The organism is Marinobacter alkalisoli (assembly GCF_045449795.1).
Classification (GTDB): domain Bacteria; phylum Pseudomonadota; class Gammaproteobacteria; order Pseudomonadales; family Oleiphilaceae; genus Marinobacter.
This window is the reverse complement of record NZ_JBJJLB010000016.1, coordinates 95,138-109,739: the sequence shown is the minus strand read 5'-3', so window position 1 is coordinate 109,739 and position 14,602 is coordinate 95,138. Positions and strand designations below refer to the sequence as shown.

Genomic DNA, 14,602 nt, shown 5'->3' with positions numbered 1-14,602 from the left:
TCATCCGACCTCGCGCTCAACCAGTAACCGCCCCTGCTCCAGACGCAACACCCGCCCGAGACTCCGGGCCATGCTCATGTCATGGGTAACCATCACGAACGCAATTCCCAACTGGTCCCGCAGGGACTCGATCAATTGCCGCACGCCCTCACCGGTATGCTCATCCAGGTTCCCCGTGGGCTCGTCCATCAACACACATTCGGGTTCATTCACCAGCGCCCTGGCAATCGCTACCCTCTGACGCTCACCGCCGGAGAGCTCCCCCGGCTTATGCCCCAGACGTTCGCTCAAGCCTACTTTCCCGAGCACGGCCCGGGCCTTCTCCCGGGCTGCAGCGACTCCCATACCACCAAGCGCACAGGGCATCATCACATTCTCAAGAGCCGTGAACTCAGGAAGCAAGTGGTGGAATTGATAGACGAACCCCAGGTGCCGGTTGCGGAAACGCGCCCGCCCTGCCTCGCTCATCCGGTGAATATCCTGGTCGCAAATGGCGATATGGCCGGATGACGGGCGATCGAGCCCGCCGAGCAGGTTCAGGAGCGTGGTTTTACCCGCACCACTGCTGCCAACAATGGCCACCGTTTCACCGGCGGCTACCTGCAGCGAAATATCAGAGAAGATGGTGAGTTTTTCCGGGCCCTCGTTGTACGTGCGCGTCACCTTCTCGCAATCGATAACCAGTGATGCTCCGGCCGCTGAAGTATTCACATCATTCATATCGCAGGGCCTCCGCCGGATCGATTCTCGATGCCCGCCAGGCGGGATAAATAGTGGCCAGCAGGCTCAGGCCCAGGCCAGCCCCACTGATAATGGCCACATCCTGCCACTGCAATTGCGACGGCAGGTAACTGATGAAATACACATCCGCGCTCAGGAACTGATGCCCAAGGGCCGCTTCGAGCCACGAAATGAAAGCACTGATATTCAGCGCACCCACAACCCCGAGTAACGTACCGACCAGCGTACCGAAGATGCCAATGACGCCGCCCTGAATGATAAAGATCCGCATGATACGGCCCGGAGTAGCCCCCATGGTTCGCAGGATGGCGATATCCGCGGTCTTGTCGGTCACCACCATCACCAGGGTCGACACAATATTGAACGCGGCCACCGCCACGATAAACATCAGCAGCAGCCCGATCATGGTCTTCTCCATGCGAATGGCCTGGAACAGATTGCCATGGGTGCGGGTCCAGTCAGAAATATAGTAACGGCCATCCAGCCCCCGGGCCGCCTGCTCTGCGACTTTCGGAGCCGCGAACAGATCATCCACCAGCAGCCTCACACCCTGGGCCTCGCCGCCGGTTCGCATCAGCTTTGACGCATCGTCCATGTGAATCAGCGTGTAGTTGCCATCCAGCTCGGCGCCTACCTTGAAGATCCCCTTGACCGTGAACCGCTTGAGCCTGGGTAGCACACCAGCCGGCGTGACGGAGGCCTCCGGCAGCACCACCGTGACCTTGTCGCCGACCTGCAATCGCAGGCTGGAGGCCATCAACCGACCGATAATAATGCCGAACTCACCGGATTTCAGGTCATCCAGGCTGCCTTCAAGCATGTGATTCTCAATGATCGAAACGCTGCGCTCCTGCTCCGGAAGCACACCGTTAAGCATCACGCCACGGACATCACCGCCCCCGGTGACCATGCCCTGCCCCTGGATAAAAGGCGCTGCGGCGAGCACCCTGGGATGCTCCTCAACCTTTGCATCCACGGATTCCCAGTCCCGCAACTGGTCCGCCCCCTGGATCACAGCATGGGGCACCATGCCAAGGATGCGCTGCTTCAGCTCACGGTCGAAACCGTTCATCACCGAGAGGACAATAATCAGCACCGCAACACCGAGCATCAGCCCGATCATCGAAGTGAGGGAGATAAAAGAAATGAAGTGGTTGCGCCGCTTCGCTGCGGTGTACCGCAAACCAATGTACAACGATAAAGGTCTGAACATGAGAGGTGCCTGTTGCTACCTTCGGGTCATTCGGATTCCCGGCCACACGACTGGCTGGAAACTGCTAAACTTTTCAACATAAACAAAAAATACGGTGCTTACGGAGCCGCGATGCCCTCACGAACACGCAACACTCCCCTGTCCGCCTCCACATCGGAGACGGCCTCGGATCGCCGGGACTGTTTCCGGATTGAAGACCGGATTGGCCTGGAAATCCGCAAGGTTCCGGATAACGCCGGGGACGGGCACAACCCGTTCAACGGTGATCACCTGGACAACCTGCGCGCCGACCTGAGACGGCTGGACCAGGATGTCCGGTCCCAGCTTGCAAATCTCGCGGAGCGGGACCGATTGCTGACGTCCCTGATCAAGTCCCTGAACGGTAAGCTGGATACGCTGGCGCGCATTATGGCCTTTGAGCAAAATCCGTTGCAACCGGAGGACTGGCAGGATGTCACTCTCAGCGAGGGCGGACTTGCCTTTCACAGCGCCGCTGGCGCCTGGTCACAAGGCGACCAGCTGGCCTTGCGCATGACCCTGCCTCCCGAACTGTTTCAACCCCAGGCCATTGCCCGGGTCCTCCACACCACCCCGGATGATACCGGCGGCACAAGGGTTCATACCGAATTCACCCGCATTCACGACAGTGACCGCCAACAAATTGCGCGGCATGTGATGCGCTGGCAAATCCGGCAACGCCAAAACGTGTAGACTGACGAAACTGTGTGACTTTTGCTAACGTTTTTCGGATATTACGCTTTATCCATGTCTTTCAGATGTCTGATGTTCAGCTGAACATCAAGTTCCCAGGGAGTAATGAACCGATGAAAAAGCCTGTAACCCGCCTGCTCAGCGCTGTAACAACCGTGGCAGCCCTTGGTCTGTCACCCGTGAGTCCTATCCTGGCCGATGAAGTGAAGATCCCTGTCGGATCGCAGGCTGAACGGTCGCAGGCGGATCTGCCCCGCACCGGGATGACGCAGGGGAACGTACGTAAAGCCTGGGGCGACCCGCAACAAACCAGAGGCCCCGTGGGCGAACCACCCATTTCCCAGTGGCATTACGATGGATTTGTCGTCTATTTCGAGGACGACCGCGTTATCCATGCGGTATTGAAACGAAATCGTTAAAACACATCCTGACGCAACGTCATCCTTTGGTTAGAATGACGACTTTTTGCAATAGGTGGCTATCAAGTGACTTCCAGACGCGTGTTGCCCGCAGAGTGGGCGTCCCAAAGTGCGGTCATGCTGACATGGCCGCATCCCGGCACTGACTGGTTCGACATTCTTGAGGATGTCGAACCAGTGTTTATGGCGATTGCCAAAGCAGTCCTGAAACGCGAACACCTGGTGATCAGCTGTGAGCATGTGGTGCGCTTACAGGAATTGGAACAGCAACTGACCGCCTATGCCAGTGACAATGACCTGCCCGGTCGTGTTATTACGGTGCCCGCACCGGCAAACGACACCTGGGCCAGGGACCACGGCCCCATCTCCGTGGACACAGCGGACGGAAAGACGATTCTGGACTTCCGGTTCAATGCCTGGGGCGGCAAGTTTCCCTGGGAAAAAGACAACGCCCTGAACCAGCATCTTTCCAATGCCGGCACCTTCGGAACGACGCCGATGATGTCCGTGGATTTTGTCCTGGAGGGTGGCTCCATCGAATCCGACGGACTGGGCACCATCCTGACCACCAGCGAATGCATGCTGACCCCCACCCGCAACCCGGAGCTGGATCGTACAGACATCGAAACCCTGCTCTCTGAAACACTCGGGGCTGACCGCATTCTCTGGCTCAACCACGGCTACCTGTCGGGTGACGACACGGACAGCCACATCGACACCCTCGCCCGCTTCTGCGCGCCGGACCATATCTGCTACGTCGCCTGCCCGGATACAACGGATGAGCATTTCGGCGCCCTGGCGGCCATGGGAGAGGAATTGCGGCAATTCCGCCAGGCGGACGGTACCCCATACAAGCTGACCCCGCTGCCCTGGCCCGATGCCATCTTCGACGATGAAGGCCAGCGCCTGCCGGCCACCTACGCCAACTTCCTGATCATCAACGGAGCCGTACTGCTGCCGGTTTACAACGTGCCCCAGGACGACGAGGCCATTGCCGTCATGCAGGGCCTGTTCCCCGAAAGGGAGATCGTACCCATCAATTGTCGGCCCCTGATTCAACAACACGGCAGCCTGCACTGTGTCACCATGCAGCTGCCCGCAGGAGTGGTAACCCCATGACCAGCGCGAATCGCGCCGCACTGAAAACAGCAGCCATCCAGCAAGCCTCCAGCCCGGACAAGACCGCCAGTCTCGCCACCAGTGGAAAACTGGTCAGACAGGCTGCCTCGGAGGGAGCACAACTGGTAGTGCTGCAGGAACTGCATGCCACCCTGTATTTCTGCCAGACCGAAGATACCTCGGTATTTGAACTGGCGGAGCCGATCCCCGGCCCCACCAGCAATCACCTGTCTGCACTGGCCGCCGAACTGGGCATCGTACTGGTGGGCTCAATCTTCGAGCGCCGCATGAACGGCGTCTATCACAACACCGCCGTGGTCTTCGAGCAGGATGGCAGCATTGCGGGCCTTTACCGCAAGATGCACATCCCGGATGACCCCGGGTTCTATGAAAAATTCTACTTCACCCCCGGTGACGCAAGCTTCAATGACGGTCGCAGCGGCTTCACCCCGATTGAAACGTCCGTTGGCAAGCTCGGCGTCCTGGTGTGCTGGGACCAGTGGTATCCGGAAGCGGCACGGTTGATGGCCCTGGCCGGCGCGGAAGTACTCATCTACCCCACCGCGATTGGCTGGGACACAACAGACGAGCCAGAAGAACAGGCGCGGCAACTGGATGCCTGGGTCACCGTCCAGCGCGGCCACGCCGTCGCCAACAACCTGCCCGTCATCGCGCCCAACCGGGTCGGCACCGAGCCTGACCCGTCCGGCCACTCCGCCGGCATTCGTTTTTGGGGCAACAGTTTCATCTGTGGCCCCCAGGGCGAATTCCTGGCCCGGGCGGACGAACAGTCAGAATCCGTCCTGCATGCCACCATCGACCGCAACCGCAGCGAATCGATACGCCGGATATGGCCGTATCTGAGAGATCGACGCATAGACGCCTACAGCGACATTCTCAAAAGGGTACGGGACTGAATCCGGCATGAAAAAAATGATTGATACCGCCGTCAACGAGCTAAACACCATATTGCTGGGCAAGGAGCAACAGGTACGCCTGGCCATCTGCGGGCTCCTGGCCCGTGGCCACCTGTTGATAGAAGACATCCCGGGCATGGGCAAAACCACCCTGTCCCACGCCCTGGCCCGGATCATGGGGCTCAGCTACCAGCGCATCCAGTTCACCAACGACCTGCTGCCTGCGGATGTGCTGGGGTATTCCATGTACGACAAGGAAGCCGGGACACTGGTCTTCCACAAGGGCCCCATTTTCGCCCAGGTCGTACTCGCTGACGAAATCAACCGCGCCTCGCCCCGCACCCAGAGCGCGCTGCTTGAAGCCATGGAAGAACGGCAGGTCTCCATCGAAGGGGAAACCCGGTCACTGCCCCACCCGTTTTTCGTCATCGCTACCCAGAACCCGATTGAACAGGGCGGCACCTATCCCCTGCCGGAGTCCCAGCTGGACCGCTTCCTCATGCGTCTGCGGCTGGGGTATCCGGACCCCAAAGCCGAGCGGGAACTGCTTGAGGGTGAGGATCGCCGCATCCTTACGGACAAGCTGGGCACCCTGCTGAACCAGTCCGACCTGACGACCCTGCAGGAAGCCGTTGGCCGCGTAACAGCCAGCCCGGCACTGCTGGATTACGTCCAGCGCCTGCTGGAACACAGCCGGCGCATGCCCGGCCTGCTCTACGGCCTGTCTCCCCGCGCCGGCCTTGGCCTGGTCCGCGCCGCCAAAGCCTGGGCCCTGATGGACGGCCGGCACCATGTGCTGCCCGACGACATCCAGGCAGTATTTCCCGCAGTTGCGGAACACCGGCTGGAACAGGGAGAATCGGGAAAAAGCACGGAACGGGTCAGGCAACTTCTTGCCTCCACATCTGTCATTGGTTAAAGAGCGTCACTGATAACCAGCGCCATTCAGTGAATAGCATCATTCAATGACAGAAATTGGCCAAAACAACTGGCACAACGCCCCGTTCATGTTAGCCTTCAGCACTTTCCAGTAGACTTTCAGTTTTGACGAGAGACCCACAATGAGCGAAACCAAGCATTCCCGACTGATCATCCTTGGCTCCGGCCCTGCCGGCTACACCGCTGCCGTCTACGCAGCCCGCGCAAACCTCAAGCCAACCCTGATCACCGGCATTGAAGTGGGTGGCCAGCTCACAACCACCACCGACGTAGACAACTGGCCGGGCGACAACGACGGCGTACAGGGCCCGGAACTGATGCAGCGCATGCTCAAGCACGCCGAGCGCTTCGAAACCAACGTGGTTTACGACACCATCAACGAAGCCGACCTGCGCAACCGCCCCTTCCGCCTGAAAGGCGACAGCGGCGAATACACCTGCGACGCCCTGATCATCTCCACCGGCGCCTCCGCCATGTACCTGGGGTTGGACTCCGAAGAAAAGTTCAAGGGCCAGGGCGTCTCCGCCTGCGCCACCTGCGACGGTTTCTTCTACAAGAAGCAAAAAGTCGCCGTTATCGGCGGGGGCAACACCGCCGTTGAAGAAGCGTTGTACCTGTCCAACATCGCCGACGAAGTCACCCTGGTACACCGCCGCGACAGCCTGCGCGCCGAAAAGATCCTGCAGGACAAACTGTTCGAAAAAGCCGAGAACGGCAACGTCAACATCGTCTGGGACCACACCCTCGACGAAGTCCTGGGCGACGGCACCGGCGTCACCGGCATGCGCATCAAAAGCACCAAGGACGACTCCACCCGGGAACTCGACCTGGCGGGCGTCTTCATCGCCATCGGCCACAAACCGAACACCGACCTGTTCGACGGCCAGCTGGACATGGAAAACGGCTACATCAAAATCCGCTCCGGCCTGGAAGGCATGGCCACCCAGAGCAGCATCCCCGGCGTCTTCGCCGCCGGCGACGTTGCCGACCACGTCTACCGCCAGGCAGTAACCTCCGCCGGTTTCGGCTGCATGGCCGCACTGGATGCTGAGAAGTTCCTGGACCAGGATTGACCTGTCCCGGGAGTTGATCTGTACTGACCGAAGGCCACTCTGAAGCCTGAAGAGGCCATTGGGCGGGGTGTTCTGAAACTGTGCGGAGCCATGGGTGAAGTGCAAAGCACTTCACGGGCAAGCCAAGGACGGCTTGCCCAGGACCTTTAGCGCGACGCAGGAGCAATAAGCGCTAAAGGGCGGAGCCCAAGCGTACAGGGACGTATCCACAGCGTGTTTCAGAACACCCCGCCCAATGGCCGACACTCCAAAACTCGGTATACGGGCAAGTAGCAACAGCGGACCTGGATGACCTCACTACCCTGGATAGACCCCGACCAACTCTGGTTCCCTCCCGCCGAGGAAGCCTTGGATGAACCCGATGGCCTGCTGGCACTGGGCGGCGACCTCTCCACCGACCGCCTGATACTCGCCTACCGCAACGGCATCTTCCCCTGGTTCAGCGACGACCAGCCCATCCTCTGGTGGTCTCCCGACCCACGCTGCGTCCTGTTCCCGGACGAAATACACGTATCCCGCAGCCTCCGCCGCACCCTCAACCGCGGACACTTTTCCATCACCGCCGACAGGGACTTCAACAACGTCATCCGCCTGTGCGCGGAAACCCGGAAAAAAGAAGGCACCTGGATCACCGAAGACATGATCCACAGCTACACCCGGCTTCACCAGCTCGGTATAGCCCACTCCATCGAAGCCTGGAACCCCTCCGGAAAACTCGTTGGCGGCATGTACGGCCTGGCCCTGGGACAATGCTTTTTCGGCGAATCCATGTTCTCACTGGAAACCAACGCATCAAAAGTACTGATGGTGCATCTGGCCAACCAGCTGTCAGAATGGGGATACAGGATTATGGATTGCCAGGTGGAGAACGACCACCTACTGAAAATGGGTGCGCGATGTATTCCCCGCCACGAGTTTTTAACTATACTCAGGGCAAGTGTTGACCACTCTGCAAAGCAGAGATCCTGGCAAATTCAGTGGCAATGGCCCGGGCCCGGAGGTGTGAATGAGTAACCTCAGAACACTGGTATTCTTCGCCACGCCCCCGCACGACTGCAGCTACCTGCCGGAGCGTGACGCGACCACCATGTTTGTGGATCCTCGTGCGCACATTGACAAAAAGCTGTACAGCCAGCTTACCGCCCTGGGATTCCGCCGCAGCGGCTCCCATTACTACCGCCCGCATTGCGAAAACTGCAACGCCTGCGTACCGGTGCGGCTGAAAGTCGATGAATTCAAACCCGATCGTAATCAGCGCCGCGTGCTTGAAAAAAACCGCGACCTGACCTGTGAACTGGTACCGGCCAGCTTTACCGAACGCTATTACCAGCTCTACGCCCACTACATCGAGGAGCGCCATGCGGACGGCGACATGTACCCGCCTTCACGGGAACAGTTCACCTCCTTCCTGGTTGAAGGAGCCACGGATTCCTGGTTCCTGGAGATCCGCCTGGAAGACCAGCTGATTGGCCTTGCAGCGGTGGACATGCTGGATGACGGCCTCTCGGCCATCTATACCGTTTTCGACCCCGCCCATGAAAGCCGCAGCCTCGGCACCTTCGCCATTCTCTGGCAGATTGAGGCCGCGAAATCCTGGGAGTTGCCCCATCTTTACCTGGGGTACTGGATCAGGGAATGCCGTAAAATGAACTACAAAACCCGCTTCACTCCCATCGAGGCATTGCGGGATGGCCACTGGCAGGTACTGAAACGCAACTGATTTTGCTAAATGGCGACAAATCAGGCAGAATTGCGCAATTTGAAATTGAGCCAAATTAATTCCACAGAGGTTTGTACTGAATGGCGAAATCAGATGTCATTGAAATGGAAGGCGTTATTGTTGATACGCTTCCGAATACCATGTTCCGCGTTGAGCTGAGCAACGGCCATGTTGTGACTGCTCACATCTCCGGCAAGATGCGCAAGAATTACATCCGCATCCTGACCGGCGACAAGGTGAAAGTTGAGCTGACCCCATACGATCTCAGCAAGGGTCGTATTGTTTACCGCGCTCGTTAATCGCCAGAGTGACATCTGAAAAAGCCCCGGAAACGGGGCTTTTTTTGTTACCGCTGCCCGAACCCTACTCGCGATCCTCCGCACTGCACTCCATGGCTCCGGGATTGGTATAACACCGCACTTTCCTGAGGATGGTCATCATATTGTCGTCGTAGACCCCAGCCGCCTGTATTCCCGAGGAATCGCTCGCTCCCTGCATATCGATTCGCACGCTACGTAACATCTCCTGATAACCAACCATCGCTTCCCGGGAAATATCCACCCAGCGCTCCTCCGGAATGGAATTTTCATACTGCCGTACGATCCGGATGGCTTCCGGGTACAAACGCGACATGATCTTGCGGGATCGTCTCACAAAGCGGTCGTCAAACTCCCCCTCCCGCGCAACCAGCTGGATCGACACCTGGCCAACCGGATACTTCACAATGCCACCCTTGTCGCCCATGCCCTTGGACATCTCCAGAACTTCGTAGGCCGCCGCGGGTGCGTAGCTGATATCTGCCTGACCTGTGTTGAACAGGCGCGCAAAATTGGAGATCTTCGCGTCCACCGGCACCGCGCCAATGTATTCGACCATGTGCCGGGCGTCGTGGTGCCCTTCAAATACCGTGATGCGCTTACCCTTCAAGGCGTCTACGTGGTTGATACTACGGTCATTAACAAACAGGTACGCCGCACCCATCGGGGCTGCGCCAAGAACCAGATAGCCATCCTGGGACATATGCTCGTCCACTCTCGGACTGGAGAGAATGTGCATCAGGACCCGCAGGTCTTCATAATAAGGCACCGCGCCGATCGCACTGATTGAGCCGGTGAAGTCATTGAAGTGGCGGACCCCCATATCGGTAACAGCCACTATGTCGCATTTACCCGCCCTGAAATCCGCGACCGCCTCGTCTTCATCGGTATAGGGTTGCATGGTCAACTGGACGCCGGAGGCCACCGCCTTGCGCTGGTACTCCTGAAGTGTCCGATAGACAAACCCTCCAGCGCCGGCGACATCAAACACACAGAATTCTTTCCGCTCAGTGGCGGATAACGGGGTCCAGGCAGACAGACACATCACGCCTGCCAGCAGTGCAGCACGTACCTTCATTCGTCCTGATTCCTTGTCATTATTGTTTATTAGAGGTTTCACCGCCGACATTCCGTAACGGTCGGCGGAGTCTCCATAAACTGACAGAGATCAGCATGGATTGAATTGACGACAATGGCAGCCAAGCGGTTAAAAGACGGTCAACCGCCGAAAGCAGACATAAAAAAACCGCGCCGGTTACAGCGCGGTTTTCAGTTGGCTGAGCGAGAGCCTGTCAGACCGCTTCGGCAGGCTCGTCCTCGTACTCAAAGACCAACTCATCATCGCGAAGATGAATGTACACGTCACCGCCTTTTTCGGACAGGCGTCCAAACAGGATCTGTTCGGCCAGCGGCCGTTTGATCTTGTCCTGGATCAGGCGGGACATCGGCCGCGCACCCATGGTGACGTCATAGCCCTTGTCCGCCAGCCAGAGCTTGGCGGCTTCATCCACATGCAGTACCACGTGCTTCTCATCCAGCTGTGCCTGCAACTCGGTGAGGAACTTGTCCACCACATGAGTGATGGTGTCCTTCTGCAGATCCGCGAACTGAATGATGCCATCAAGACGGTTGCGGAATTCCGGCGTGAACGTCTTGCTGATGATTTCCATACCATCGGTACTGTGGTCCTGTTCGCTGAAGCCAATCGAGCGGCGGGCCATGCTCTCAGCGCCGGCGTTGGTGGTCATCACCAGGATAACGTGGCGGAAATCCGCCTTACGGCCGTTGTTATCCGTCAATGTGCCGTGGTCCATCACCTGCAACAACAGGTTGAAGACTTCCGGATGAGCTTTTTCAATTTCATCCAGCAACAGCACACAGTGAGGATGCTTGTTCACAGATTCCGTCAACAGGCCGCCCTGGTCGTAACCCACGTAACCGGGAGGCGCGCCTATCAGGCGGGAAACCGTATGCCGCTCCATGTACTCGGACATGTCAAAGCGCACCAGCTCGATACCCAGCACCTTGGCCAGCTGCTTGGTCACCTCGGTCTTGCCGACACCCGTCGGACCGGAGAACAGGAAAGCGCCTTCCGGCTTTTCCGGAGCCTTCAGGCCGGCACGGGCCAACTTGATGGCGGTCGACAGAGATTCGATCGCCGGATCCTGGCCAAACACCACCATCTTGAGATCACGCTCGAGATTACGCAGCAGATCCTTGTCGCTGGTGGACACATTTTTCGGAGGAATACGGGCGATGTTCGCCACCACATCTTCAATGTCGGGCACATCCACCGTTTTCTTGCGCTTACCCTCCGGAACCAGCCGCTGACGGGCGCCAGCTTCATCGATAACGTCGATGGCCTTGTCCGGCAGGTGACGGTCAGTGATGTACCGGTCGGCAAGTTCGGCAGCCACCCGAAGCGCCTTGTCGGTGTACTTAAGGTCATGGTGTTTTTCGAAATTGGGCTTCAGGCCCTTGAGGATCTGGTAGGTGTCCTCAACGCTCGGCTCGTTCACATCAATCTTCTGGAATCGACGGGCAAGTGCGCTGTCTTTTTCGAAAATGCCCCGGAATTCGGAGAAGGTAGTTGAACCAATGCAGCGAATTTCACCGGAACCCAGCATGGGCTTGAGCAGATTGGAGGCGTCCATGACACCCCCGGAAGCCGAGCCTGCCCCAATGATGGTGTGAATCTCATCAATAAACAGAATGGCGTGCTGCTCCTTCTTGAGCTCAGCCAGCAGTCCTTTGAGACGCTTCTCAAAGTCGCCCCGGTACTTGGTACCGGCCAGCAATGCCCCGAGGTCCAGCGAGTAAACCACGGCATCCGAGATAATATCCGGCACCTGGCCATCCACAATACGCTTGGCAAGCCCTTCGGCGATAGCTGTCTTGCCGACGCCGGCTTCACCCACCAGCAGCGGATTGTTCTTGCGGCGACGCACCAGAATCTGAACCACGCGTTCCACTTCATGCTCACGGCCGATCAGTGGATCAATGCGTCCCTGACGCGCCTGCTCATTCAGGTTGGTTGCATAGCTCTCCAGCGGACGCGAGGAGCCGCCCTCTTCACCTACTTCCTCATGGGAAGCCTGATCATGGCCTTCCTGGTCCTCGGCACCCTGAACCCTGGAGATACCGTGGGACACAAAGTTCACCACGTCGATCCGGGCCACGCTCTGCTTCTTGAGCAGGTACACGGCCTGACTTTCCTGTTCACTGAAGATGGCCACCAGCACATTGGCGCCGGTCACTTCTTTCTTGCCCGATGACTGGACATGGAACACTGCCCGCTGCAATACCCGCTGGAACCCCAGCGTCGGCTGTGTTTCACGCTCACTGTCGTTGCTCGGGATCAACGGGGTTGTTGAGTCTACAAATTCAATGAGTTCTTCCTGAAGCCGTTTCAGGTCTGCACCACAGGCTTTCAGAACGCCCACTGCCGATTCGTTATCCAACAGAGCCAGCAACAAATGCTCTACCGTCATGAATTCATGACGCTTGTCACGAGCATTTTTGAAGGCCGTATTCAGCGTAATTTCAAGATCTTTGCTCAGCATGGGCCACCCCTGGGTCTATCAGTCCGCACGTTCAATCTCGCAAAGGAGCGGATGTTCGCATTCCGAAGAATACTGATTCACCTGTGCCGCCTTTGTTTCTGCGATGTCACGGGTATATACCCCACATACGGCTTTTCCCTGCGTATGGACGAGCAGCATCACCTGCGTCGCCTTTTCTTCGTTCATTCCGAAGAACTTCATCAATACATCCACCACGAAATCCATGGGGGTGTAATCATCGTTCAGAAGCACCACGCGAAAGCGCGCAGGGCGCTTGAGTGCGGGCTTCTCGGGAGCAACACTGAGGTCATCCTGACGCCCCGGCTGTTGTTCTTCATCCCCCTGATTAAATACTAGTAGAGAATTCTGGATAGTCCTCATGATTCTTTACCGGTAGTCGGTGCCCTTGGTTAAAGATGGTTGTGAGTCGTCCGGTTTTCAAGCCAACAAGACTACCGGACGTGCGCTGGTTATCAATATCTTCATGATACCGCTTCCGGACCCCCTTCAACCATACATTCCCCCAAAGTCCGCTATTGACTCAAAAGCAATATTGGTCAACAGTAAAGGTGCAATGTAAAATAATGTAAATTGGCGTCATGTTATTGTATCCACGGAAGCGTTCATAAACAGGTAATCCGATATCACGCGTGCGGGCGAGAACGCACGGTAATAACGCCAACAACTGTGATTGACAGCGAAAGAACAGGGGAGTTCATCATGCCAAAGGGCAAAGTGAAATGGTTCAACAATGCCAAGGGTTACGGCTTTATAATTGAGGACGGCTGCAGTGATGATCTGTTCGCCCATTTCTCTTCGGTACAGATGGAAGGTTACAAGACCCTGAAAGCGGGTCAGACTGTCACCTTCGACAAGAAGCCCAGTGACAAAGGCATCCATGCGGTCAACATTGTTCCTGACGAACAGCCGCAGAAACAGCAGAGCCATACAAGCATGGGAGACGAGGCTGAAAAGAAATCTGACACCGACACCGGAAGCAACGGCCAACGCCTGAGCCCTGACGCTGCCAGGTTGTCGGTTACACATTGACTCTATGGCCGGCCCCGCTCCAGGGCCGACCAAACCGCACGCAGCCGACACCTGCATTGAGGTGACGGTCTCTGCAGCCCTGTGTCACTCACCCACCCAATTCCGCTTTTCCTGAACTCTCCGTTCAGCTACCCTCACCGCTTTCAGTCACTCAGCCCCGGAATCGCCCGCGGCATAGCACAGAGCAACCCATGGCGACCCTGATCCTCTTCAACAAACCCTACAAGGTCATGAGCCAGTTCACCGACTCCGGTGAGGGTAAAACCATGCGTTCGACCCTGGCGGATTGGATAAACACACCCCATGTCTATCCCGCGGGCCGGCTGGACTATGATTCCGAAGGACTCCTGCTGCTAACGGATGACGGCCAGTTACAGCATCGTATTGCGTCGCCACGAAACAAAATGGCAAAAACCTATTGGGTTCAGGTGGAAGGCGACATCAGTGAAGACGCTCTCGACAGATTACGGGCAGGTGTCTCGTTAAAAGATGGCCCCACTCGTCCGGCCAGGGCGAAAAGAATACCCGAGCCGGCGCTGTGGCCGCGCGTACCGCCGGTTCGCTATCGGGATTCGGTGCCAACATCCTGGATCGAACTGACCATTACCGAAGGCAAAAACCGTCAGGTACGACGAATGACCGCCGCCGTCGGCTTCCCTACCCTTCGCCTGATTCGCTATCGTATCGGCGACTGGAGCCTGGAAGACCTGGCGCCCGGCCAATATCGCAAACTGACCGTTCACGCACCGGCGCCCCCTGCTCCGCACCGGAAACGGAAACCGGGCGGCGGCAGCCACAAAACACGGAGAAAGAACTGACC

General features: G+C 57.7%; 16 protein-coding genes. 11 read left to right on the top strand and 5 right to left on the bottom strand.

Annotated features, from left to right (window positions below; all coding sequences use genetic code 11):
* Both ACJO3M_RS05125 and ACJO3M_RS05120 read right to left on the bottom strand, forming a co-directional pair.
* On the bottom strand, positions 1-720 hold the full coding sequence (locus ACJO3M_RS05125) for an ABC transporter ATP-binding protein (RefSeq protein WP_407000289.1): 720 nt from the start codon (positions 718-720) through the stop codon (positions 1-3).
* On the bottom strand, positions 713-1,954 hold the full coding sequence (locus tag ACJO3M_RS05120; RefSeq protein ID WP_407000287.1) for a lipoprotein-releasing ABC transporter permease subunit: 1,242 nt from the start codon (positions 1,952-1,954) through the stop codon (positions 713-715). The genes ACJO3M_RS05125 and ACJO3M_RS05120 overlap by 8 nt, the downstream gene beginning before the upstream one ends.
* Positions 1,955-2,065: 111 nt before the next feature.
* Here ACJO3M_RS05120 and ACJO3M_RS05115 point away from each other — a divergent pair, with 111 nt between their 5' ends.
* The 9 genes from ACJO3M_RS05115 to infA all read left to right on the top strand — a co-directional run bounded on the left by ACJO3M_RS05115 (position 2,066) and on the right by infA (position 9,151).
* Positions 2,066-2,665: a PilZ domain-containing protein gene (locus tag ACJO3M_RS05115; RefSeq protein ID WP_407000285.1), complete on the top strand. Its 600-nt coding sequence runs from the start codon at positions 2,066-2,068 to the stop codon at positions 2,663-2,665.
* 113 nt (positions 2,666-2,778) lie between these two features.
* The gene (locus ACJO3M_RS05110; RefSeq protein WP_407000283.1) at positions 2,779-3,084 is read left to right on the top strand and encodes a hypothetical protein; all 306 of its coding nucleotides are present in this window, start codon (positions 2,779-2,781) and stop codon (positions 3,082-3,084) included.
* A 66-nt stretch (positions 3,085-3,150) separates the two neighbouring features.
* Positions 3,151-4,203: an agmatine deiminase family protein gene (locus ACJO3M_RS05105; protein ID WP_407000281.1), complete on the top strand. Its 1,053-nt coding sequence runs from the start codon at positions 3,151-3,153 to the stop codon at positions 4,201-4,203.
* On the top strand, positions 4,200-5,120 hold the full coding sequence (locus ACJO3M_RS05100) for a carbon-nitrogen hydrolase (RefSeq protein ID WP_407000279.1): 921 nt from the start codon (positions 4,200-4,202) through the stop codon (positions 5,118-5,120). Before ACJO3M_RS05105 ends, ACJO3M_RS05100 begins: the two co-directional genes overlap by 4 nt.
* A gap of 7 nt (positions 5,121-5,127) precedes the next feature.
* Positions 5,128-6,039, top strand: coding sequence for an AAA family ATPase (locus ACJO3M_RS05095; RefSeq protein ID WP_407000277.1), 912 nt, complete (start codon positions 5,128-5,130; stop codon positions 6,037-6,039).
* Between the two features lie 142 nt (positions 6,040-6,181).
* Positions 6,182-7,132, top strand: a complete 951-nt coding sequence (gene trxB / locus ACJO3M_RS05090; protein WP_407000275.1) for a thioredoxin-disulfide reductase — start codon at positions 6,182-6,184, stop codon at positions 7,130-7,132.
* 288 nt (positions 7,133-7,420) lie between these two features.
* Entirely contained in the window at positions 7,421-8,146 is a 726-nt protein-coding gene (gene aat / locus ACJO3M_RS05085; protein ID WP_406985027.1) for a leucyl/phenylalanyl-tRNA--protein transferase, read from the top strand.
* Positions 8,139-8,852, top strand: a complete 714-nt coding sequence (locus ACJO3M_RS05080; protein WP_407000272.1) for an arginyltransferase — start codon at positions 8,139-8,141, stop codon at positions 8,850-8,852. Before aat ends, ACJO3M_RS05080 begins: the two co-directional genes overlap by 8 nt.
* An 80-nt stretch (positions 8,853-8,932) precedes the next feature.
* The gene (gene infA, locus ACJO3M_RS05075) at positions 8,933-9,151 is read left to right on the top strand and encodes a translation initiation factor IF-1 (RefSeq protein ID WP_008938619.1); all 219 of its coding nucleotides are present in this window, start codon (positions 8,933-8,935) and stop codon (positions 9,149-9,151) included.
* 64 nt (positions 9,152-9,215) lie between these two features.
* On the opposite strand, the gene ACJO3M_RS05070 is transcribed toward infA, so the two are convergent.
* The 3 genes from ACJO3M_RS05070 to clpS all read right to left on the bottom strand — a co-directional run bounded on the left by ACJO3M_RS05070 (position 9,216) and on the right by clpS (position 13,113).
* Positions 9,216-10,247, bottom strand: coding sequence for a putative solute-binding protein (locus ACJO3M_RS05070; protein WP_407000270.1), 1,032 nt, complete (start codon positions 10,245-10,247; stop codon positions 9,216-9,218).
* Positions 10,248-10,461: 214 nt separating this feature from the next.
* A complete protein-coding gene (gene clpA, locus ACJO3M_RS05065) occupies positions 10,462-12,732 on the bottom strand; it encodes an ATP-dependent Clp protease ATP-binding subunit ClpA (RefSeq protein WP_407000268.1) in 2,271 nt (756 codons plus the stop codon).
* 18 nt (positions 12,733-12,750) lie between these two features.
* Positions 12,751-13,113, bottom strand: coding sequence for an ATP-dependent Clp protease adapter ClpS (gene clpS, locus ACJO3M_RS05060; RefSeq protein WP_127332801.1), 363 nt, complete (start codon positions 13,111-13,113; stop codon positions 12,751-12,753).
* 339 nt (positions 13,114-13,452) lie between these two features.
* Here clpS and ACJO3M_RS05055 point away from each other — a divergent pair, with 339 nt between their 5' ends.
* Together ACJO3M_RS05055 and ACJO3M_RS05050 are read left to right on the top strand one after the other, a co-directional pair.
* Positions 13,453-13,782, top strand: a complete 330-nt coding sequence (locus ACJO3M_RS05055) for a cold shock domain-containing protein (RefSeq protein ID WP_407000265.1) — start codon at positions 13,453-13,455, stop codon at positions 13,780-13,782.
* Between the two features lie 191 nt (positions 13,783-13,973).
* On the top strand, positions 13,974-14,600 hold the full coding sequence (locus ACJO3M_RS05050) for a pseudouridine synthase (protein ID WP_407000263.1): 627 nt from the start codon (positions 13,974-13,976) through the stop codon (positions 14,598-14,600).
* Positions 14,601-14,602: the final 2 nt, after the last annotated feature.